Consider the following 21,016-nt stretch of genomic DNA (forward strand, 5'->3'; position numbering starts at 1 on the left):
GACCCCTAAATCCTCATTCATATTAAACAGTAAACCATGAAAAGACTACTACTTTTAGCCCTCATAGGAGTTACCATTATTTCTTGCGAAAAAGAAAAACCAAAACCTGTAAAAGATTATCTTATCTTATCAGGAACAATTGAAAATTTCAAAAAAAGAGAGGTTACTTTAACAGGATTTAACTTTGAGAAAAAAATAAAATTCGATAAAAAAACACGCTCGTTTTCGGATACTTTAAGAATTAAAGAAAATGGATACTACACTTTAAAAGCAAACAGAAAACCTGTTAATTTATATCTTTCAGATACCGTAGATACCAAAATTATTTTTGATTATAAAAATGCTGATGCCATCAAATTTGAAGGAGGTTATGCCAATATTAATACTTATTTTGTTGAGAAAAACAAAAAATTTGGTGAAATTCTAGTAAGCGCAAACAACTTATTTTCTTTACAAGAAAGTGATTTTTTAGCAAAAATGGATCAATATAAAGAAGCCTTAATTGATTTATCAATCGCTAATAATCTGCCTACAGATTTCTTGAAAAAAGAAGTTAAAAATATTAATTATGAATATTTAAGAAACTTGAGTAATTATCAAGATTTTTATGCAACTTTAACTGAAAATGATAAGTTTGTAGTCTCTGCTGATTTTCCAAATCCTCTTAAAAACTTCAATTACAGTAGCGGTGAAGATTACGTAAATTCATACGCATATCGTAAGATGTTAGAAACCCAATTAGAGGTTATCGCTAAAGAAAAAAATGAAGAAGGAGGCGATTATTATTTAACATATTTAGAAACCATACAAACCGAAGTTAATGATCCTTTAGCTAAAAATGATTTATTATATAAAAAAGCTAAAAATGGTATCACTTTTACTGATAATTTAAAAGAATTTCACGATAAATTTATGCAATATTCAACAGATGAAATGCATAAAAAAGAAATTTCAGAAAGTTATCACATATTAAAAGCAACCGCAAAAGGACAACCTGCTCCGAAATTTTCAAATTTTGAAAACTATAAAGGCGGAACAACTTCTTTAGATGATTTGTTAAATAAAGGAAACTATTTATATATTGATGTTTGGGCAACTTGGTGTGCATATTGTAAAAGAGAAATTCCTTTATTAAAGAATTTAGAAGAAGAATATCATGGAAAAAAATTAACATTTGTAAGTATCAGTGTTGATGATAAAAAACAACATGAAAAATGGAAACAAACAATAGTCGACAGAGAAATGACTGGAATACAATTATTTAGCGGTAAAAAGCAAGGAGATTTAGAATGGGCTCAAAAATTCTTAATAAAAGGATTGCCTAAATTTATCATCATTGCTCCTGATGGAACAATTGTAAGTCCTAATGCACCTGCTCCTTCTCAAGGAGAGAAATTAACAAACATATTTGATGAATTAGGAATATAATTCATTCATTTTTCAACTAAATTTTTAGTGTTTTCAAATACTGATAAAACTCAAAAAACCGCAAATATTTGCGGTTTTTTGAGTTTTATATTTAATATCTTATTTTTATTTTACTTTCAAACTCCATTCAAATTCAAATTTAGATACTGAAATTCCTTCTCCATTAATTCCTTCAGAAGTAACTAAAATAGTTTGCCCCTCACCTGTTTCAACCGATTTTTGAATCGCTTGTTTAATTGCCAATCCATCGTTACAAGAAAAATGAATTTTTCCTGTCGCTTTTTTGGTGAAATTGGCATTCATATTGGTAACTAACATCGATACTTTTTTGTTTGATGCATCAATAGCTTGTATCACTAAAATACCTGTGGATAATTCAGCAGCCATTCCTTGAACTGCCCAAAACATACTCTTAAAAGGATTCTGATTTATCCAACGATGCCTGACTTTTACTAACGATTTTTCTTCTGAAATCGATAAAACTCGAATCCCACAAATATATGCCGATGGTAATTTTAACAACGTAAATAAATTAATTTTTCTGGGCGTAAACTTCATTTTTTGAGTATTTATTGGCAATTTACTACTTTTTTTTAAAACTCAAAAAAGCTATAAAATCTAAAAAAAATGTTAATAAAAAGTTAAATACAGTACTTTGCATTGCATAGTACCTTTTTAAAGATATATATTTGCATAGTAAAATACTATATAAAAAAAACTGTTATGCAAAACGACGAAAATACGAATGCTCTTTTTATACATTTATCTGCTTTTTTAGGCTATTTTTTTCCTTTAGGAAGCATTATTGCTCCTTTAATTTTATGGCAACTCTTTAAAAGTGATAGTCCCTTTTTAAATCAACACGGAAAACAGGCTGTGAATTTTAATCTTAGTTTTACGCTGTATCTTTTTATAGCAACCGTCGTATTTCTTTTATTTTTATTCGGATTTTTCTTTGGAAGCTTTATCAATATCTATAACGAAACAGACTTTAATTTTAATGAAAATTATGCTTACTATGGAATTTTTTCTGTTATCGGTTTAGTTATTGGTGGATTTTCAATGACTGCTATTTTATTAAGTCGAATCGTTTTAATTATTATCGCTTGTGTAAAAGCAAATAAAGGAGAAGAATATCACTACCCTTTTACTATTAATTTTTTAAAATAACCTTACAAATCGTAGTACATGAAGATTGAAAATACAAAAGCACAAATGCGAAAAGGTGTTTTAGAATATTGCATTTTATCTATTTTACAAAATGGTGATGCCTATACTTCTGAAATACTTTCAACATTAAAAAGTGCAGAAATGATTGTGGTTGAAGGAACGATTTACCCGCTACTAACCCGCTTAAAAAATGCAGGTTTACTAAGCTACAGATGGGAAGAATCAACCTCAGGACCTCCACGAAAATATTATGTTTTAACCGAAAATGGTACACTATTTTTAAAAGAATTAAACACTACTTGGGGAAATTTAGTAAATGCTGTAAATTTAGTAACAAGTAAAAAATCAACTAAAAATGAATAAGACAATAAATATAAATTTAGGCGGATTCTTCTTTCATATAGATGAAGTTGCTTATCAAAAATTAAAACACTATTTAGAAGCTATCGCCCGTTCTTTAAGCGATGACCCACAAGGAAAAGATGAAATTATCTCCGATATTGAGGCTCGTATTAGTGAACTTTTATCTGAAAAAATAACCGATGTACGTCAGGTTATCAATGAAAATGATATTGAAGAGATTATTACCATCATGGGGCAACCCGAAGATTATGCAGAAACAAACGAAAGTTTTGAAGATGATTCATCATACCGTGAAAACAACAGAAAATCATCTAGAAAATTATTTAGAGATAGCGATGATAAATTTCTAGGAGGTGTTTGTTCAGGAATTGCACATTATTTCAATATTGATGTTATTTGGATTCGAATTGCTTGTATTATTTTAGTTGCCTCTGGATTTTCGCCTTTAGCCTATATTATTTTATGGGTTTTATTACCCGAAGCTAAAACAACTTCTGAAAAATTACAGATGCGAGGTGAAGCTATAAATATTGATACTATTGAAAAAAAAATTCGTACCGAGTTTGAAAATATATCAACAAAACTAAAAGATGGTGCGAGTGAAATATCTGATAAAATTTCGAGTGCCGATTATGAAAAATTACGTTCACAAACCTCTTCTGGATTGCAAGATTTTATTGCTACAATTACCCAAATTTTACGTGCGGTATTTAAAATATTTGCTAAATTTATAGGTATTCTTTTGATTTTTATTGCTGGTATCGTTATTCTTTCATTGTTATTTGGAGCATTTTCAATCGGTAGTTTAGAAATTTTAAATGTTGATAATGACTTTGTACACTATCCACCATTTTTTTATGAAGCGATTTTACCTAAATGGTTGTTAGCAATTTCATTATTTATATTAATCGGAATTCCGATGATGGTATTATTTATTTTAGGATTAAGAATATTATCTCCTTCGGTTAAAAAATTAAATAATACCACTACTTTTAGTTTATTAGGCGTTTGGTTGATTTCATTATTTGCCATTGGTTTTTCGGGTATCGAATATGCAACAACACACGCCTATAATGGTGCTAATGTGAGCAAACACAACATTGCTTACACTAAAGAACAACCTTTAAAAATTAGCGTTATTAATGATGATACCATTTATTATAACCACAATTTAAGCAACAGAAACAACGCTGAAGGTGTTGTGATTAATGATGTTAAAATGAAATATTCGAACGATATTAATATTGATGTTCGTAAAAGTGAAACTGGGCTTACTTATATCGAAATTAAAAAAACATCCGAAGGTAAAAAACGCAAGCAAGCAAATGATAACGCACAGGCAATTCAATATAATTTTAAGATAGTAAATAACACCATTATTTTTGATGCCTTCTTTTTAAGTGCGTATAAAAACATCTGGAAAGACGAAGAAATTAAAGCGACCATTTATATTGATGAAAATACAACGGTTTATTTCGAAGATTCAGCTGGTAAATTTATTGATGATATTAAAAATACCCAAGATATTTATGATCGTGATATGGCGAATCATCATTTTAAAATGACCTCAAAAGGTTTTGAATGTATCGATTGTAATTCCTTTAAAAAGAATAACAATAATAATGATGATGATGATGATGATGATGAAAACGAAAATATAATCAACGAAAACTCGGATATCTAAATTTAAGTATCAAATAAAAAAAAGCTAAAGCGTCATTGTTTTAGCTTTTTTATTTAATAATCATTTATATTTAACAAAAAAATGAAGCGGTCTTTTTTATATCGATAAAACCTTAACTATAATTAATCATAATTAAATTAAAAAACAGACTATGGACGCAAATCAGGAAAAGAAATCAAAAAAATTATTTGAACAATACAGTCAAGAAGAAATCAGTCAAGAAGATTTTGAAAAAGCCGAAAAGAAATCCAAAAACTTAGGCGAACAAATGGATAACTTCAAGTTATTACTAGAAATGCTCAAAGATTCTTGGAGCGGAACATATCAATTAAACAAAACATCTTTAGCGATTATTATTGGGGCTTTATTATACGTTGTGTCACCAATAGATGCCATTCCTGATATTATTCCAGTATTCGGTTGGCTCGATGATATTACTATCGTAGGATATGCCATGACAAAATTAAAAGATGTAATTCAAGATTACAAAAACTTTAAAGGGATTCGTTAAATTTATTAAACATCAAATTTTCGTCATGCTAAATTTATTTCAGCATCGCATCAACACAAGAACTACGGCAAATCAGGATGTGAAACTGAAATAAATTCAGTTTGACAGATTCTATTTTCTGTTTTCCTGCTATATTTTTTTTGATAAAATTTAAACAGGCTCTAAATAAAAAACTATAAAAAAACGGACTAAAAAATATGAAATTCCCCAAAAAAGGTGCGCTTTCTTTAGGCATCGCAACCGTTGGAATGCTATTGCTAATTACAGGTCTTAAAACTGAATTTTTAACACATACAGCTTGGCATATTTTATTAGCGGGTTTTGAAGCTGCCGTAGTTGGTGGCTGTGCCGATTGGTTTGCGGTTCGTGCATTATTTGCGGAAATTCCGATTCCATTTATTAAAAAGCACACCAATATTATTGTTAAATCGAGAGCTAAAATTTCTAACGGAATTGTCGATTTAGTATCTAACGAATGGCTATCCAAAGAAAGTTTATCTGAAAAAATAAAATCGGTCGCTATTGCCGATAAAATAATAGACGCTCTAAAAGAGGAAAAAAATATTTCAAAAATTATTCATTTTTTACAAGATATTCTTTTAAAATTTTCAAAAAATACCGATTTTTCAAAACTTGCTCCCTATTTAGAAAAAATACTAAAAAAGGAATTACAAGGAATCGAACTTGGAAAACCTTTAGGAATCTGGCTACAAAAAGCAATGAAAAATCAAGAACATTCCGAATTATGGAACGTCGCTTTATCGAGTATTTCTAAAACCATCAATAATGATGAAACACGTGAAATGCTCATAAAAAATGTTGCTAAACAATCTGAAAGCCTAAAAAAAGAAAGTACTTTTAAACTTTTTGCCGTAAAAACAGCACAAAAATTTGGAGGATTAGACAATGAATCTATAACCGATAAATTAATCAAATCAATGAATGATTTATTGGCAGAAATAGCCACAGACACACAACATCCGTTGCGTAACAAATTAGAAAACGAACTAGTAGATTTTGCCAAAAAATTGGAAATTGGAAACCCAGATGCACTTGCTTCAATTCAAAATATGCAAGAAAAACTAATCCATAATATTGAATCAAAAACCATTGTTGCTAAATTAGTAAACTCACTACAACATAAATTACAAGAAGATTTAAACAACGATAAAAGCGTTTTTATTGAATTTATCAAGCAAAAATCAACTCAAGTTATAAACGATTTTTCTACTAATTCAGAACTTATTGAAAAAGCAAATCAAAATTTAAAATCAGGACTTATTTCAATAATTCATAAAAATCATCATCTAATTGCAAACACGGTTTCCGAGAGTTTAGAAAATTTAAACAACGACGATTTGGTAAAACAAATTGAAGATAAAGTAGGTGATGATTTACAGTATATTCGACTCAATGGCGCACTTGTTGGCGGAATTGTTGGGATTATTTTACATCTTTTGAAAATGATAATTTTTTAATCAAACAAGAATTAATCACTAATTTTCTTATTTTTGTTTGATGAAACAATCATTTTATTTATTCGTATTTTATTCTCTGTTATTTTTGTCATTTAACTTAAACGCACAAGAAGAATTATCTGTAAAATCTTTTACAAAAACAACGCAAAATCATCTGCAAAAAAAACGACAAAAACAGCGACAAAAACTTCCTGAAGGATTTTCGTATATACATGATATCGCACCAACAATTAGACAAGAAATACGCTATTGTTCCGAAAATAATTTTACAGGAGTTTCTATTAATGGCTATCAAGAAGCCGTACTTATAGGAACTACCGCGATGGCAAAAGCACTGAAAAAAGTACAAACCGATTTATCAAAAAAAGGATTAAGTCTTAAAATTTTTGATGCCTATCGTCCACAAACTGCCGTGAATCATTTTGTAAAATGGGCGCGCGTTACAAACGATACATTAAGAAAAAAACAATATTATCCGACAATCAATAAAAAATACTTGTTTCAAAAAGGTTTTATTGCGTCTAAATCAGGACATTCTCGTGGTAGTACCGTCGATTTAACAATCGTGAATATAAAAACAGGTAAAGAATTAGATATGGGAAGTCCGTATGATTTCTTCGGAAAATCATCCTATATCACGTATCCAAAATTAACCGAAAATCAACAAGAAAACAGGCAGTTATTACAAACTGTTATGAAAACTCATAATTTTAGACCTTATGCTAAAGAATGGTGGCATTTTACACTGCGATTCGAACCGTTTGCTAAAACGTATTTTAGTTTTCCTGTGGAATAAATAATCCGAAGTTAAAAATAGCCAACTTTCTTAAATAGTTGTTTTTTAACTATTTATTTAGATAAATAAAAAACATCAGCATTATATTTGCTTATATTTTTTTTTAAAAAAATGATGAAAAACATACACCCTTTTTTACTTCTGATGACACTTAGTTTCAGTACCTTTAGTTTTGCACAACTTGACGCTTCTTATGGAAATAAAAAAGATAATAACACTTCTTTCGGTATGATTTCTGCCCCTGCAAGTGATGCAAAAAAACCTCAATCCTTAGATTTTTCCAAGACAAATACGGATGGTTTTAAAACCGCACACAGCCAACAACAAAAAGAATATCAAAAAAAACAAGCCGAAAAAAATTTAGAAACGAAAGGAATTTTAACCAAAGCAAAAATTGCCGAAGAAAGCTATTTAAATAATTTCCCGAAAATAAATGGCATGTATCATTATCCGATTATCGACCAAGATTTAGGAAGTTTTAGCACAAAAGATAAAAATGTAACCATTATTTGTCGTGATTATCAATATCCTGATGGCGATAAAGTAACTATTTTAGTGAATAATATTCCCGTGGTTAGTAATTTAATTTTAAAACAACGCTATCAATCTTTTAACATTTCCTTAGATGAAGGAATTAACACTATCGAAATTTTAGCACTAAACCAAGGTTCTTCAGGTCCAAATACCGCAGGTTTCAAAATTTTTAACGATACAGGAAATCTACTTTCAGCCAATGAATGGAACTTAGCAACAGGTGCAAAAGCATCTATTATTATTGCTAAAGAAAAATAATAATTTAGCGCATTTTAAAAATAAAAAAATAGCTGTATAAATTTTAATAAGAACTTTTTTAAAATTACTAAAAACTACTTACTTTTGTCGTTGCACTTATTAAAATAAGTGTAACAAACAAACATTAAATAAACAACTAATATATAATGAATAAAATCACCAAAGAAACCTATATCAACTGGTATAGAGACATGCTTTTCTGGAGAAAGTTTGAAGATAAGTTAGCCGCTGTTTACATTCAACAGAAAGTAAGAGGTTTTTTACACTTATATAACGGTCAAGAGGCTGTTTTAGCAGGTGCGTTGCACGCAATGGACTTATCTAAAGATAAAATGATTACCGCTTATCGTAATCATGTACAACCAATTGGTATGGGCGAAGACCCAAAACGTGTAATGGCCGAATTATATGGTAAAGTTACCGGTACTTCAAAAGGTATGGGTGGTTCTATGCATATTTTTTCAAAAGAACACCGTTTTTATGGTGGTCACGGAATTGTTGGTGGTCAAATTCCGTTAGGAGCAGGATTAGCTTTTGGTGATAAATACAAAGGAAATGATGCCGTAACATTATGTTGTTTTGGTGATGGTGCTGCACGTCAGGGTTCGTTACACGAAACATTTAATATGGCAATGAACTGGAAATTACCCGTGATTTTTATTGTAGAAAACAATGGATACGCCATGGGAACTTCTGTGGAAAGAACCGCAAATCATACCGATATCTGGAAACTTGGTTTAGGATACGAAATGCCTTGTGCTCCTGTTGATGGAATGAATCCGATTAAAGTTGCCGAAGCGGTAGACGAAGCGATTCAAAGAGCACGTCGTGGTGAAGGACCAACTTTCTTAGAAATGAAAACGTACCGTTATAGAGGACACTCAATGTCGGATGCACAACACTATCGTACAAAAGACGAAGTAGAAGAATACCGTAAAATTGACCCAATCTCGCAAGTATTAGAAATTATTAAAGAAAACGAGTATGCTTCTGCTGATGAAATTGAAGCAATTAAAAAAGAAGTAAAACAATCTGTAAGCGAATGTGAAAAATTTGCGGAAGAATCTCCATATCCAGAAGTAAATCAATTATTCGATATGGTGTACGAACAAGAAGATTATCCATTTATAAAATCTAAGTAAACCATGGCTACAATTATAAACATGCCTCGCTTAAGCGACACAATGGAAGAAGGAGTTGTTGCTTCTTGGTTAAAAAATGTAGGAGACAGTATTGAAGAAGGTGATATTTTAGCCGAAATCGAAACTGACAAAGCTACCATGGAATTTGAATCTTTTCACGAAGGTGTTTTATTACACATCGGAGTTCAAGAAGGTGAATCCGCTCCTGTTGATACTTTATTAGCAATTGTTGGTGAAAAAGGGGAAGATATTTCTAGTTTATTAAACGGAAATACTGCGACTATTGAAACTAAAGAAGCTCCTAAAGCGGAAACAACTGCTAACGAAGAAGTAGCTGTAAAAAATGATACAGTAGCAATGCCAGCAGACGCTATTGTAATTAACATGCCACGTTTAAGTGATACCATGGAAGAAGGAACTGTTGCTTCTTGGTTGAAAAAGGTAGGTGATACTATTGAAGAGGGTGATATTTTAGCTGAAATCGAAACTGACAAGGCTACTATGGAATTCGAATCTTTTAACGAAGGTGTTTTATTACACATTGGTGTTCAAGAAGGCGAAGCTGCTCCTGTTGATACTTTACTTGCTATTATTGGTAAAGAAGGTACAGATGTTGCTACCGTACTTGCTGCATTAGGTTCTGAAAATACAACTTCATCTGTAAAAACAGCAGAAAAAGCTATTCAAAAAGAAGAAGCTCCTAAAGAAGAAATTAAAGTAGCTGCTACTGAAACAGCAACTACAACAACTTCTGGCGGAAGAATATTTGCTTCTCCATTAGCTAAAAAAATAGCAAAAGATAAAGGAATTAAATTAACAGCAATTAAAGGTTCTGGTGAAAACGGACGTATCGTTAAAAAGGATGTAGAAAACTACACTCCTGCTGCTGTTAAAGTTGAAGCTCCTGTTAGTTCGGCAGCGACAACTAATTTTGCTATCGCTGGAGAAGAAAACACATCAGAAGTTAAAAATTCTCAAATGCGTAAAGCAATTGCGAAAGCCTTAAAAAATTCTAAATTTGATGCGCCTCACTTCTACTTAAATATTGAAGTAGATATGGACAATGCAATGGCTTCTCGTAAAATAATTAATGCCGTTCCTGATACTAAAGTATCATTTAACGACATGGTTGTAAAAGCCTGTGCGATGGCATTGAAAAAACATCCAAACGTAAATACAAGCTGGACAGATAATACTACATTATTCCACAGTCATATTCATATTGGTGTTGCCGTGGCTGTTGATGAAGGTTTAGTAGTGCCTGTTGTAAAACATACAGATGCGTTAAGTTTAACTCAAATTGGTGCTTCAGTACGTGATTTAGCTGGTAAAGCTAGAAACAAGAAAATTTCTCCTATAGAAATGCAAGGAAGTACTTTTACGGTTTCTAACTTAGGAATGTTTGGTATTGAAAGTTTTACTTCTATTATCAATCAGCCTAATTCTGCTATTTTATCTGTTGGTGCAATTGTACAAAAACCTGTTGTTAAAGACGGTCAAATTGTTGTTGGAAATACGATGAAATTAACGTTAGCCTGCGACCACAGAACGGTTGATGGTGCCGTTGGTGCTCAGTTCTTACAAACATTAAAAACTTTTGTTGAAAACCCTGTTACCATGTTAGCATAGGTTTTTAACTTACATATATTAAAAAAGCTCGAGCAATATCTCGAGCTTTTTTTATTTACAAATATTCTTTGCTTGTACAATATGTCGTTGATTATGATTAATTACAAATCGAAAAGTATCACCTAACCTAAATTTTAACAACGGTAATGTAATCGCTGTTTTTATCTTTGTCAGATTTTTATTTTCGGCTAACTCTAGTAATTCTAATAATTCTTTTTGAAATATAATAAATCGTTCTAAAACAACTTTTTTATCTAATTTTGAATAAATCGGATTCTTACTTTTAAAGGTATTCATTGTTTTCATTCTTTCTTTAGGCAACATCTCTAAAGCAAATTTATTTCCTAAATATCCCGATTTAAAAACTGTCGATTTTTGATGTTTAGATTTCTCTATTCTTTTTCTGATTTCATTATTGTAGAATTCTGCGTATAAATTCAAATGCTCTAAACATTCTAAAACAGACCATGATTTTGCTGTTTTTTTATATTGTAACTCTTCCGAAGTATTATTTTTTAAAGATTCTGCATAATTTATATGAGAAATTACAAGTTGTTTTAATTCTGATAATAATTCTTTGGTATTAAAAAAGCTCATGTTTGAAATTTAATTCAAATATGAGCTTTTTTATAAAAGTAAATATTGATGCTAATCAAGATTTTTTAATATCCTAGATAATGTTTCTGGCGTCATTCTTAAATAAGACGCAATATATTTTTGAGGTATCTCTTGAAATAATTGCGGACTTCTTTTAAAAACTCTATTAAAACGTTTTTGAGGTGAATAAGTAATTAAATCGATTTCTCTTTCTATTTGTTGATACATAAAGCTTTCCAATAAACGCATCCATATAGCTTCACATTCTTTTTCAGAATTTATAAAACGCATATAATTTGATTTAGAAATAACTTTTAATTTACATTTTTTAAGCGCCTGTTTGGTTTTTCAGTTAAAAAAGAATCTAACACCGTAATTATCGAGTTTTTATAACCAAACCGAATAGTGTGTTCTTCTTTTTCATCATCAATAAAAACACGTAAACTTCCTTGTTCAACTAAATACAAATTAGTATTTAAATCTCCTTTATTGATAAGAAAATCATTTCTTTTAAGTGTAATTTCTTTATCCCATTGGTTTTCTAATTTTTCTAAAAGCAGTAATAAAGGATTCATTAACATTTATACTATTAAATTTTACGCATTTTATCTATTAAATAAAAATCAGCTAAAACCAACGCAGCTAAAGCTTCTACAATTGGTACAGCTCTTGGTACAACACAAGGGTCATGACGACCTTTTCCTTGAATTTCGGTTAATTCACCATCAGAATTTATAGTTTGCTGATTTGTCATAATCGTAGCCACAGGTTTAAAAGCTACACGAAAATACACGTCCATTCCGTTTGAAATTCCTCCTTGAATTCCTCCTGATAAATTAGATTCTGTTGTTCCATCTTGATTAAAAACATCGTTATGTTCAGAACCTTTCATTTTAGCCCCGCAAAATCCGCTACCAAATTCAAAACCTTTTACAGCATTTATTGAAAGCATTGCTTTTCCTAATTCGGCGTGTAATTTATGAAAAATAGGTTCTCCTAATCCAACAGGCATATTTTGAATAACACAAGTTATCGTACCTCCAATAGTATCACCAGCTTTTCGAATTTCATGAATTTTAGCAATCATTATCTCTGCCGATTTTTCATCAGGACAACGAACAATATTACTTTCAATTTTAGATAAATCTAACTCTTGATATGGTTTATCAATAAAAATATCGCCTACTGATGATGTAAATGCATCAATATTAATATGTTTTATTAGTTGTTTTGCTAATGCTCCAGCAACTACCCAGTTTGCAGTTTCACGTGCCGAAGTACGTCCTCCACCTCTATAATCTCTAATTCCGTATTTTTTATCGTAGGTATAATCGGCGTGTGACGGACGATATATGTTGGTATTATGATTATAATCTTTACTTTTCTGATTGGTATTTTTAATCATAAAACCAATAGAAGTACCTGTTGTTTTTCCTTCAAAAATTCCTGATAAAAATTCAACAGTATCTGGTTCTTTACGTTGGGTTACAATTTTAGATTGCCCAGGTTTACGACGGTCTAATTCTTGTTGAATAGCCTCAAAATCGACCTCCATTCCTGCAGGAAAACCATCAATAACGCCACCTATTGCCGTTCCGTGCGATTCACCAAAAGTGGTTACTTTTAATATATTTCCAAATGAATTAAACATGCTTCTTAATTTTAAAACGAAAGTAATTTAAAAATTATAATTCTCTTAATGAAAAATGTAAAAACTAATTAAGTATGTATAAATATAACAGTAATGTTACCTTTTGTGTATTGCTATAAATTTAAAAACACTTATTTTTTAACGCTTCAAAAATTATTTAAAATATAACTTACTGATACCTAAAAAAATACACTATAAAAAATCAAATAATAAACATTTCAATAAAAATAATAGGTTTTTTATTTTTCAGAACTGAAAAAAGATTGTAAATTTGCAACCGCATTCAGATTTATTTGAATGTCTGTCTGGAGAAATGGCAGAGTGGTCGAATGCGGCGGTCTTGAAAACCGTTGTACTGCAAGGTACCGGGGGTTCGAATCCCTCTTTCTCCGCAAAAACCGAAACATTTACTTGTTTCGGTTTTTTTTGTGCTGATTTTTATGAAAAAAAAGTAATATATTTTTACGCATTACTTTAAAAATAGAACGAATCACGAAGGTAATATTATCTAAAATATTTTAAAATAAAAACGTTAATAAAACATTTAATATCTAAAAAAGTTATATATTTGCAACCGCATTCAGATTTATTTGAATGTCTGTCTGGAGAAATGGCAGAGTGGTCGAATGCGGCGGTCTTGAAAACCGTTGTACTGCAAGGTACCGGGGGTTCGAATCCCTCTTTCTCCGCAAAACCGAAACATTTAGTTGTTTCGGTTTTTTTTTGTAGTTATTATTAAGAGCTTGTTTAATTAAAAACTGTCAGTTCGAGTGATTTTTTTTCTTCAAAAATAATATCGAGAACTTTTTTATATAAAATTTAAACAGATTCTAAACCAAAAAAAACGCTATCAATATTATTGACAACGTTTTGTTTCTTTTTCTTCCTCTTCAGAAATAGCAAATTTCCCCCGATTATTCGTGTATTCGTATTCGTAATTTCTATTGAATTGTGATGAATTTTCCAAAAACCCAGCCGATTTCTCCGCTGTTTCGTTTTACTTTATACCAGTACGTTTTGATATAATCTAAATCTGTTTTTGAATAAACCATTCCTTCTTTTCTTTTTCCATTTTTATCTTTAAAAGAGATTAAAATATCATCATCAAATTCTGGATTTACAGCAACTATTTCAATAGATTTTCCTTTTTCTAAAACATGTTCTTTATCATCTCTATCTGTTACGGTTATTTTCTTTTTGATTAAAATAGTTTCTTTTTTAGAAATATATTTATCTAAAATAGTAACCTTTTCTCCAGCGTTTTTAAAAGAACCGATAATTTTATATTGAGATGAATATCCCTCTCGCATTATAATATCCGTTCCATTGATGTATCCAATGCTTCCTACATTACTTTTTTTCTCGTAGGTTTGAATGAATTTTATATTTTTTCGCTCAATATTTGTTAATAAATAATCGACATTATTATTTTTTCCTACATACCAGTTTATATTTCTGAAATAATTATCCATTTCTTCTGCTGGTTTAAAAATATATCCATGACGAGCAAATATTTCATTTCTCATTATTTTCAAATCTTTTTTTGTCAAAGATTTCATATCATAATGTGTCAATGTTCTTTCACTTGCTATCGGATATAATCCTACAAATTTTCGCGTTGGTTGTTTTCCATTATTAGTGATTTTTCCTACTGGCTTTTCTTCAATAGATTTCGCTTTAATTTCTTTAGAATTAGAACGATTTTCCATGTTGTTATCAACAGAAAACTTCATATTTCCTAACATTGTAAACAAACTATTTTCCGAATTATCTCTATTTTTTATAGTTTGTAACGCTTCAATCAGCTTTAATTTTTGCGTTTTAGACGATATTTCAACATCACTTCCGCAAGATGTTAAAACAAGGAGCGTCATTACAGTAAAAAGTAGGTGATTTTTTTTATATTTCAATTGTAAAATCATCATCATCAAAATTTTCAATTTGTTTATCTAATGTTTTTTTCAAGTCAGCCATAGGATTATGATTTGCCACATTAACCATCGAGTTTAAGCCTTCTCTGATATAATCTAAATTCCCCTCTGCTAAACCTTTATCAATTACTTCTTCCGATTTATCCATCGCTCGACTTTGTTTACTGTATTCCGTGTCGATATGTTTATTTATGGTATCATATTGTTTGTCAATTCTCTCTAATTCAACATGGGTTTGAGCTTTTAATTTTTGACTTTCAAAATGCATTTTTTGAACATCTGATAATGTACCCGCTAATTGTTGTCCATTATTTGCTAAACCAGATAATTGATTTGCTGTATTTTGAATATCTAAATTCACTTTTTCAACTTTGGCAAGTCCATTTTTTAGTCTAGTAATATTTTTACTATCAGTATTCGAATTATTATTATTATTATTATTATCCATTTTTAACAGTATTTAATTGGGTTTTTATTTTTTTCAATACACCAGCAAATTTGAAAACATCTTCTTTATTATTAACAATAACAGGTAATGCCTTTAATGTTCGCCTATTTATTTTTTCAAATTCTTTGAAATTTTCTGTAGAATTTTGTTCATATTTAAGCTGATTTTCTAATGATTTATGATATCCTTGTTTCAGCTGATTTTTGATAGTTTCATACTCTTGTGCTTTTTCTTTTCCGAGTAATTCACGACGGCTTTTAGCGTAAGCGATAAAATATGCACTTTTGCTACTTAATAACGTTTTCCAAAAAGAAACGGTAATTGGTTTTTCCTGTGCTTCTTTATCTATTTTGATTATTTTATTTGCTAAATCATAGGGTTTTCTATTTTCTTGATACGTTGTAAAAACAGCGTTTTCTTTTAATTGATTAACCACAGGTTTTAATACTTTTTCAAAACAAGTATCTAAAATCACATCGCATTTATCATACAATCTTTTTTCTTTTATAATTTCTTGTTTATCAATCTCTAACGATTGAATACGATCTTTTATTCCGTCTATTTTAGCACTCAAATCATAATCAGCTTCTCTAACTTTTTTAATCATTTGAGAATTTTGCTGTAATGCCTTTACGCCTGCGGATAAAAGCTCAATTCCAACGCCAACAGCCATTTCATTTCCTACCTTCTTTAAATCTCCTTTTGTAAATTCATTTTTATCGGAAATCGTACTAAAATGACCATTTTCTAAACTAGAAACAATAACATTTCCAATATTATTTCCTACCGTTCCGAAATCTATTTGTTGAATATCAGATACATCTAAATGATAATCAATCATTGTTTCTTTAAGTTCATATTCGCTAAAATCTCTAAACTCTTCGAATATTTGAAGATTATTTTCTTTGATAGCTAAAGGACCAAAAAACTCTCTTAAAACAAATTCTGTAATCCCCATTATCCGTGCATACACCTGTACTTTATCTTGTCCGAGTTGAGTACTGGCTTGTTTTATATCTTTTCGGAATGCTTCAAAATCAGGAAGTACACATCCTTTCAGATAATCAACTTTTTCTTCTAAATCATCTTTTGCACTACTTGACATTAAGTAAGTACTGCTTAACTTATAATTATCTAATCCCTTAAAAGATTGATTTAGTTGTGTTTTCAAACTATTATCAACAAGTACAACTTGATTAATTTTTTGAAGTTTATTTTCAATTTGTTGAATCTCTGATGAGTTCATAGAATTTCCACATTCACCACAAGAAGATTGATGTGGCTGTAATGAACTTCCACAATTGGAACAAAATATATTCATAGTTTTTGTTTTAATATTTAGGTTCGTGTAATAAAAATTATAAATAATAGAATTGGTAAAATCCAAATAAGAGCATCTTTTTTATAAGAAATCTCTCCTCCTAATTTTTTTGCTTTCTCTACTACAATTGGTTTTAAAACGAAAAAAGAAACAAGAACATATATTATATAAAAACCTAATAAAGACCAAAATAAAACCATTGTATCATGACTTTTATTTAATTTTACTAAGAGTTCTTTTTTGTTTTTCTTTGCTGATTTATTATTTGGGCTTATTTTTAAAACAGTTTCGAAATCGGTTAAAGCATTTTCTAAATCGCCATTTTTATGATATAAATCGGCTCTTTTCAGATATAATTCCGTATTATTTTGTTCTTTATTAATCGCTAAACTATATTCATTGATTGCATTATCAAAGTCTTCTTTTTGCTCAAAATAAACTCTTTTTAAAGCGTGTGCTTCTTCATCTTTATGATAAATTAAATATTTTTTAATTGCATCTTCAAAATCAGCATCATTATTAAGATAATAGACATACGCTAAATTCTTATACGCTTTTGATGATTCGCCTTCTAATTCGATTACTTTTTCAAAATTTTCTGCTGCTTGGTCAAGCATTTTTAAATTTGTAGATGCTATTCCTTTTAAAAGAAAGGCTCTTGGAATCGTTTCATTAATTTCAATAATTGTATTGACATGTGTAATTACATTTTGATAATCCCCTTGATGTAAGGAATTTTTAGCCTGTATCATGTGTGTATTACACAATTCTTTTTTTTGTTCCGAAGTAAGTTCTGTGGAACAACTTATTGAAATTAGAACAATAAATACGGCAAAAAAAGCGACATAAATTTTCTTCATATTATTTTTTTTATAATTGATTCTTCAACTTGATAAACGCCTATTTTAAACTAAAACAGGCGTTAAAATTGCTTTCATTTTAAAGATTAACTGACGCTAAAAGTATTCATAGAAACATCTCCAGGTGAAATTGTAAGCCCATACATTCTACTAAAAGCGTTGATAATTTGTTGTTTTCCGTCGGTTGTCCAAACCATTGTTCCTGGAGTTACCACGGTTACAGAAATTCCTGGTTCAACCCATTGTTGGTCGATGTACAATTTTTTCTTTAATGTAATTTGAAATGTTGCCATAATATTTAGTTTTAATTAAGTTTATTGATTTTTAGATTTAAATTATATAATTCAGGTTTATACGTTGTTAATATTAAGTACGCACTTTTGTAGTTCTTTTTTTCCATATAATAATTATATGCTTGTCTGATAATCGTATTAATAGCCAATCCGCCAACAGTAATTTCCATATCAGTATTTTGATTTAGGAAAATGGTCAATGCTTCTTTATCTGTTTTTTTCGATATCGTAAGAATTGAATGACGCAATACGGCTTGATATACTTTTATCATCTTTTTTAATTTATTGACTCACGAAATAAGTTTAACTTCACATTTGAGTAGAATTTCCGAAAAAAGATATATTCAAAATTTTACACCGTTTTTCGGAATCTAACTCAATTTATAATCAATTTTTATTCTTTAGAGCTTTTGAATAATTCAACTGCTCCCCAAATAGCTAATCCAACACCAGCACTAATAGCTAGTGGTGCTGCTAAAGTTGTTCCTATCACAGCTGTTGCAACTGTTGCAACTGTTCCTACTGCTCCCGTAACTGCTACTCCATTGTTCATTTTGTTTTCTGCCATTTTTTTTCAATTTAATTGTTTAACTTAAATTCATTCCTTGTTGATAACACTACAAAGGTGCAACATCAAAATACTTTAAAAACGATGTGTTCAGGGCTGAACAGAAAATAATTTCACACTTAAATTTGAGGCATAAAAAAACTCCTAAGTGTATTACTTAGGAGTTTTTTAAAAATAGAATATTTTAATTAATGACTATATTTAAGTTCAATAATTTGATTATCAATCGTAAAATGACAATATTTATTGGAGTCCATTTGTATTTTTTTCAGATGATTTTCAGCTAATTTTGGAAATTGCAAATCATTAATAGTTAATATATTATCTTTCACTTTAAAATAATGCGGATTTACAAAACAAGATAATTTCTTTTTAACATTATTATCAATAAAAATACTCGATTCCACTAAAGTATTTTCAATCAAGTATTTATTAGTGATACTTTTAATATAAACTTCTTTGTCAAGGGCAGTTCTTAATGTTAAATAATAGTAATACTCTGAATTTTTAGCTAATTTTAAAGCGTTTGTTACAATACCGTCTTTGATAATAAAAGGATACGCACTTTTACCCGAAATTAAAATAAAAGCAATATTTTGTATTTCCTGATATTTATTTCCAGCAAATTTTCCAGCATCTTTACTATCTTCAATACTTCTATTATTGATTAATATTTTAATGTTTTCGGTTTCTTTTTTAAGAATAACATCGGATTTAATTTTATAATCTATTTTAAAAACTTTGTTACAAAAATCTTTTAAAAAATCACACGATTTACTACAACTAACTGATGGCAATATATCGATATGTGAATTTAAAGAAATAATGGCATTTATCTCTTTAAAATATTTATGAAAATACAAATCAACAATCGCGGAAGTATCGGCTTGTATTTTGAAGGTAATTTCTTTAGTTTCTTCTTCAAAATAGAGTGAAAACTCACAATTATCGTGTGCTATAAAGCAGAAAATTCCGTTTATATATTTGGTGAAAGAAGACATTTTAAAAAAATACTTAGAAAATTCATATTGAAGATGTTCGAGTATTATTCTTAATGGAAATTTATTTTCTTGCCATTTAACTTCGATGAATTCGTTTAAATCACTTGAATTATTTGAATTATTTATTTTTTTTAATTTCGATACACTTAAAAATTCTTCATAATCATGATTGACAAGAAGTTGAATATCTTCTAAAAAATACTGTACATTTTCCAAACAATTTCGATTTTCAAAATCGCCAAGAAGTTCGGAAGGGATTCCTTTTTTTTGATTATCCAGTAATTCTAAGCTTTCTAAATTCGGAAAAATCTGTAAAATTAAATGCAATATTGATGCGGTAATAATTAATTCATTATTACTTAATAGTAAATATTTTAATTTTTTGTGTATTATTTTTTGATTAAAAAAATCATTATCAATTAAATTATTTGACAAATCTAAATATTCTAAATCAGCAGGTAACTTACTAATATTTAAATATTTAATTAAATTATTATTGACCTCTAAACTTTCAATTTTAGTTGGTAAATTTTGTAAAGTATCCAATTGATTAATTGCATTTCCGCTTACATTTAAGTCGATTAAATTTGGAAGATTAAGGTTTATTTCTGATAATTTTTGAATTGTTGTTCCAAATATTTGCAGATACGTCAAATTTTTTGGCAAGTATTTTATGGCGTCATTATAACAATATAAAATACTTAAACTTTCCAATTGATTTAATTTTGAAAGTATTTTAAAATCAAATTCAGAGAAATACGTCCAACCAATTGAAAATTCGGTAATGTTCGATTTTTCTATTTTTTGAAATAATTTTGTAAGTCCAAAATCAGCAATATGTGAGGGAAGTTTAGCGTACAGATTTCTAATTTGATTTTCCATCAAAATCCTTTCTGAAAGATTTTCATTAAACGGATATAATCTTAAATAATTCATGATGGTTTTCCACAAAGCATCTCCTTTTTGGGTTTTCCCCATTTGCAAAGGCATTAAATCTCCGCCTTCAAATATTAAAATTTTCACTTTTTCAGGAAGTTTTATATTGTCAAGAATCTCCATTGAAACGCCTGTAAAACTAACAACTTCTGCGGTAGTATCTATTTTAAAATTTTCAGGATTTAAATTTTTATCTAGTATTTTTTTATCTGATACATCATATAAATAATAATAATTTTTATCTTTTAGCGGATATATAAATTTTTCAGTAGATAAAATATCTTCTAATACATCTTGATTTTCTTCAATATCCATCTGAAAAGCATCGTGAAACCTTGCTTTATGAATAGAAATATTTTTTAACATGCAATGTTTTTTTTTATTGATAGCAATTATCCTTCAAATATAACTAAAATA

23 protein-coding genes and 2 tRNA genes are annotated in these 21,016 nt (G+C 29.2%); 12 read left to right on the forward strand and 13 right to left on the reverse strand.

From position 1 onward, the window contains the following. The first annotated feature begins 36 nt into the window (after nucleotides 1-36). Nucleotides 37-1,428 (forward strand): TlpA family protein disulfide reductase, encoded by a 1,392-nt coding sequence (locus tag L0U77_RS00580; RefSeq protein ID WP_233861174.1) that lies wholly within the window; start codon nucleotides 37-39, stop codon nucleotides 1,426-1,428. Between the two features lie 105 nt (nucleotides 1,429-1,533). Here L0U77_RS00580 and L0U77_RS00585 read toward each other — a convergent pair whose 3' ends face one another. After that, nucleotides 1,534-1,986, reverse strand: coding sequence for a DUF4442 domain-containing protein (locus L0U77_RS00585; protein WP_233900602.1), 453 nt, complete (start codon nucleotides 1,984-1,986; stop codon nucleotides 1,534-1,536). Nucleotides 1,987-2,151: 165 nt separating this feature from the next. Between L0U77_RS00585 and L0U77_RS00590 the strand changes: the two genes are divergently transcribed. The 9 genes from L0U77_RS00590 (at nucleotide 2,152) to L0U77_RS00630 (ending at nucleotide 10,993) form a co-directional block, all read left to right on the forward strand. Continuing rightward, complete coding sequence (locus L0U77_RS00590; RefSeq protein ID WP_101917916.1) at nucleotides 2,152-2,598, forward strand: DUF4870 domain-containing protein; 447 nt, start codon at nucleotides 2,152-2,154, stop codon at nucleotides 2,596-2,598. Between the two features lie 18 nt (nucleotides 2,599-2,616). Further along, the gene (locus tag L0U77_RS00595; protein ID WP_101917917.1) at nucleotides 2,617-2,961 is read left to right on the forward strand and encodes a PadR family transcriptional regulator; all 345 of its coding nucleotides are present in this window, start codon (nucleotides 2,617-2,619) and stop codon (nucleotides 2,959-2,961) included. After that, the gene (locus tag L0U77_RS00600) at nucleotides 2,954-4,645 is read left to right on the forward strand and encodes a PspC domain-containing protein (protein ID WP_233900605.1); all 1,692 of its coding nucleotides are present in this window, start codon (nucleotides 2,954-2,956) and stop codon (nucleotides 4,643-4,645) included. The genes L0U77_RS00595 and L0U77_RS00600 overlap by 8 nt, the downstream gene beginning before the upstream one ends. A gap of 151 nt (nucleotides 4,646-4,796) precedes the next feature. Continuing rightward, the gene (locus L0U77_RS00605; RefSeq protein ID WP_233899742.1) at nucleotides 4,797-5,156 is read left to right on the forward strand and encodes a YkvA family protein; all 360 of its coding nucleotides are present in this window, start codon (nucleotides 4,797-4,799) and stop codon (nucleotides 5,154-5,156) included. A 197-nt stretch (nucleotides 5,157-5,353) separates the two neighbouring features. Next, nucleotides 5,354-6,634, forward strand: a complete 1,281-nt coding sequence (locus tag L0U77_RS00610) for a DUF445 domain-containing protein (protein ID WP_233900606.1) — start codon at nucleotides 5,354-5,356, stop codon at nucleotides 6,632-6,634. Between the two features lie 85 nt (nucleotides 6,635-6,719). Further along, a complete protein-coding gene (locus tag L0U77_RS00615) occupies nucleotides 6,720-7,430 on the forward strand; it encodes a M15 family metallopeptidase (protein WP_338126497.1) in 711 nt (236 codons plus the stop codon). Nucleotides 7,431-7,541: 111 nt separating this feature from the next. After that, the gene (locus tag L0U77_RS00620; protein ID WP_233900608.1) at nucleotides 7,542-8,222 is read left to right on the forward strand and encodes a hypothetical protein; all 681 of its coding nucleotides are present in this window, start codon (nucleotides 7,542-7,544) and stop codon (nucleotides 8,220-8,222) included. Between the two features lie 146 nt (nucleotides 8,223-8,368). Then, complete coding sequence (pdhA, locus tag L0U77_RS00625) at nucleotides 8,369-9,364, forward strand: pyruvate dehydrogenase (acetyl-transferring) E1 component subunit alpha (RefSeq protein ID WP_193706302.1); 996 nt, start codon at nucleotides 8,369-8,371, stop codon at nucleotides 9,362-9,364. A gap of 3 nt (nucleotides 9,365-9,367) precedes the next feature. Continuing rightward, complete coding sequence (locus L0U77_RS00630; RefSeq protein WP_233896990.1) at nucleotides 9,368-10,993, forward strand: pyruvate dehydrogenase complex dihydrolipoamide acetyltransferase; 1,626 nt, start codon at nucleotides 9,368-9,370, stop codon at nucleotides 10,991-10,993. Nucleotides 10,994-11,044: 51 nt separating this feature from the next. Here the strand turns inward: L0U77_RS00630 and L0U77_RS00635 are convergent, their stop codons facing one another. The 4 genes from L0U77_RS00635 to aroC are packed head-to-tail and all read right to left on the reverse strand — an operon-like array spanning nucleotide 11,045 to nucleotide 13,241. Then, entirely contained in the window at nucleotides 11,045-11,590 is a 546-nt protein-coding gene (locus L0U77_RS00635) for a DinB family protein (protein WP_233896989.1), read from the reverse strand. 51 nt (nucleotides 11,591-11,641) lie between these two features. Beyond that, the gene (locus L0U77_RS11910) at nucleotides 11,642-11,881 is read right to left on the reverse strand and encodes a cyclic nucleotide-binding domain-containing protein (RefSeq protein WP_338126498.1); all 240 of its coding nucleotides are present in this window, start codon (nucleotides 11,879-11,881) and stop codon (nucleotides 11,642-11,644) included. A gap of 23 nt (nucleotides 11,882-11,904) precedes the next feature. Continuing rightward, the gene (locus L0U77_RS11915) at nucleotides 11,905-12,165 is read right to left on the reverse strand and encodes a cyclic nucleotide-binding domain-containing protein (protein WP_338126499.1); all 261 of its coding nucleotides are present in this window, start codon (nucleotides 12,163-12,165) and stop codon (nucleotides 11,905-11,907) included. Between the two features lie 14 nt (nucleotides 12,166-12,179). Next, entirely contained in the window at nucleotides 12,180-13,241 is a 1,062-nt protein-coding gene (gene aroC, locus L0U77_RS00645; protein ID WP_233900615.1) for a chorismate synthase, read from the reverse strand. A 307-nt stretch (nucleotides 13,242-13,548) separates the two neighbouring features. Between aroC and L0U77_RS00650 the strand changes: the two genes are divergently transcribed. Together L0U77_RS00650 and L0U77_RS00655 are read left to right on the forward strand one after the other, a co-directional pair. Next, nucleotides 13,549-13,633: transfer RNA gene (locus L0U77_RS00650), tRNA-Ser, on the forward strand. Nucleotides 13,634-13,845: 212 nt separating this feature from the next. After that, nucleotides 13,846-13,930 (forward strand) — tRNA-Ser (locus tag L0U77_RS00655). 252 nt (nucleotides 13,931-14,182) lie between these two features. Here L0U77_RS00655 and L0U77_RS00660 read toward each other — a convergent pair. From L0U77_RS00660 to L0U77_RS00695, 8 genes are all read right to left on the reverse strand, one after another. Further along, a complete protein-coding gene (locus tag L0U77_RS00660) occupies nucleotides 14,183-15,166 on the reverse strand; it encodes a YARHG domain-containing protein (RefSeq protein ID WP_233896984.1) in 984 nt (327 codons plus the stop codon). After that, complete coding sequence (locus L0U77_RS00665) at nucleotides 15,141-15,620, reverse strand: hypothetical protein (protein ID WP_233896983.1); 480 nt, start codon at nucleotides 15,618-15,620, stop codon at nucleotides 15,141-15,143. Before L0U77_RS00665 ends, L0U77_RS00660 begins: the two co-directional genes overlap by 26 nt. Beyond that, on the reverse strand, nucleotides 15,613-16,941 hold the full coding sequence (locus tag L0U77_RS00670; RefSeq protein ID WP_233896981.1) for a hypothetical protein: 1,329 nt from the start codon (nucleotides 16,939-16,941) through the stop codon (nucleotides 15,613-15,615). Before L0U77_RS00670 ends, L0U77_RS00665 begins: the two co-directional genes overlap by 8 nt. A 17-nt stretch (nucleotides 16,942-16,958) precedes the next feature. Next, complete coding sequence (locus L0U77_RS00675) at nucleotides 16,959-17,801, reverse strand: tetratricopeptide repeat protein (protein WP_233896980.1); 843 nt, start codon at nucleotides 17,799-17,801, stop codon at nucleotides 16,959-16,961. An 86-nt stretch (nucleotides 17,802-17,887) separates the two neighbouring features. After that, nucleotides 17,888-18,094, reverse strand: a complete 207-nt coding sequence (locus tag L0U77_RS00680; protein WP_101914843.1) for a DUF6140 family protein — start codon at nucleotides 18,092-18,094, stop codon at nucleotides 17,888-17,890. Between the two features lie 11 nt (nucleotides 18,095-18,105). Next, nucleotides 18,106-18,366, reverse strand: coding sequence for a hypothetical protein (locus tag L0U77_RS00685; RefSeq protein WP_101914842.1), 261 nt, complete (start codon nucleotides 18,364-18,366; stop codon nucleotides 18,106-18,108). Nucleotides 18,367-18,488: 122 nt separating this feature from the next. Next, entirely contained in the window at nucleotides 18,489-18,662 is a 174-nt protein-coding gene (locus L0U77_RS00690; protein ID WP_159459597.1) for a hypothetical protein, read from the reverse strand. A 188-nt stretch (nucleotides 18,663-18,850) separates the two neighbouring features. Next, on the reverse strand, nucleotides 18,851-20,965 hold the full coding sequence (locus tag L0U77_RS00695) for a leucine-rich repeat domain-containing protein (protein WP_233883955.1): 2,115 nt from the start codon (nucleotides 20,963-20,965) through the stop codon (nucleotides 18,851-18,853). Between the last annotated feature and the right edge of the window lie 51 nt (nucleotides 20,966-21,016).

The sequence above is a fragment of the Tenacibaculum piscium genome, from assembly GCF_021390715.1.
Taxonomy (GTDB): Bacteria; Bacteroidota; Bacteroidia; order Flavobacteriales; family Flavobacteriaceae; genus Polaribacter; species Polaribacter piscius.

What these genes read in the sequence shown, in the direction of transcription:
- L0U77_RS00600 (WP_233900605.1), top strand. Translation starts at nt 2,954, where the DNA reads ATGAATAAGACAATAAATATAAATTTAGGCGGATTCTTCTTTCATATA.
- L0U77_RS00620 (WP_233900608.1), top strand. Translation starts at nt 7,542, where the DNA reads ATGATGAAAAACATACACCCTTTTTTACTTCTGATGACACTTAGTTTC.
- L0U77_RS00590 (WP_101917916.1), top strand. Translation starts at nt 2,152, where the DNA reads ATGCAAAACGACGAAAATACGAATGCTCTTTTTATACATTTATCTGCT.
- L0U77_RS00605 (WP_233899742.1), top strand. Translation starts at nt 4,797, where the DNA reads ATGGACGCAAATCAGGAAAAGAAATCAAAAAAATTATTTGAACAATAC.
- aroC (WP_233900615.1), bottom strand. Translation starts at nt 13,241, where the DNA reads ATGTTTAATTCATTTGGAAATATATTAAAAGTAACCACTTTTGGTGAA.
- pdhA (WP_193706302.1), top strand. Translation starts at nt 8,369, where the DNA reads ATGAATAAAATCACCAAAGAAACCTATATCAACTGGTATAGAGACATG.
- L0U77_RS00695 (WP_233883955.1), bottom strand. Translation starts at nt 20,965, where the DNA reads ATGTTAAAAAATATTTCTATTCATAAAGCAAGGTTTCACGATGCTTTT.
- L0U77_RS00665 (WP_233896983.1), bottom strand. Translation starts at nt 15,620, where the DNA reads ATGGATAATAATAATAATAATAATAATTCGAATACTGATAGTAAAAAT.
- L0U77_RS00630 (WP_233896990.1), top strand. Translation starts at nt 9,368, where the DNA reads ATGGCTACAATTATAAACATGCCTCGCTTAAGCGACACAATGGAAGAA.
- L0U77_RS00675 (WP_233896980.1), bottom strand. Translation starts at nt 17,801, where the DNA reads ATGAAGAAAATTTATGTCGCTTTTTTTGCCGTATTTATTGTTCTAATT.
- L0U77_RS00585 (WP_233900602.1), bottom strand. Translation starts at nt 1,986, where the DNA reads ATGAAGTTTACGCCCAGAAAAATTAATTTATTTACGTTGTTAAAATTA.
- L0U77_RS00685 (WP_101914842.1), bottom strand. Translation starts at nt 18,366, where the DNA reads ATGATAAAAGTATATCAAGCCGTATTGCGTCATTCAATTCTTACGATA.
- L0U77_RS00690 (WP_159459597.1), bottom strand. Translation starts at nt 18,662, where the DNA reads ATGGCAGAAAACAAAATGAACAATGGAGTAGCAGTTACGGGAGCAGTA.
- L0U77_RS00580 (WP_233861174.1), top strand. Translation starts at nt 37, where the DNA reads ATGAAAAGACTACTACTTTTAGCCCTCATAGGAGTTACCATTATTTCT.
- L0U77_RS00595 (WP_101917917.1), top strand. Translation starts at nt 2,617, where the DNA reads ATGAAGATTGAAAATACAAAAGCACAAATGCGAAAAGGTGTTTTAGAA.
- L0U77_RS00635 (WP_233896989.1), bottom strand. Translation starts at nt 11,590, where the DNA reads ATGAGCTTTTTTAATACCAAAGAATTATTATCAGAATTAAAACAACTT.
- L0U77_RS11915 (WP_338126499.1), bottom strand. Translation starts at nt 12,165, where the DNA reads ATGAATCCTTTATTACTGCTTTTAGAAAAATTAGAAAACCAATGGGAT.
- L0U77_RS00610 (WP_233900606.1), top strand. Translation starts at nt 5,354, where the DNA reads ATGAAATTCCCCAAAAAAGGTGCGCTTTCTTTAGGCATCGCAACCGTT.
- L0U77_RS00680 (WP_101914843.1), bottom strand. Translation starts at nt 18,094, where the DNA reads ATGGCAACATTTCAAATTACATTAAAGAAAAAATTGTACATCGACCAA.
- L0U77_RS11910 (WP_338126498.1), bottom strand. Translation starts at nt 11,881, where the DNA reads ATGCGTTTTATAAATTCTGAAAAAGAATGTGAAGCTATATGGATGCGT.
- L0U77_RS00670 (WP_233896981.1), bottom strand. Translation starts at nt 16,941, where the DNA reads ATGAATATATTTTGTTCCAATTGTGGAAGTTCATTACAGCCACATCAA.
- L0U77_RS00660 (WP_233896984.1), bottom strand. Translation starts at nt 15,166, where the DNA reads ATGATGATTTTACAATTGAAATATAAAAAAAATCACCTACTTTTTACT.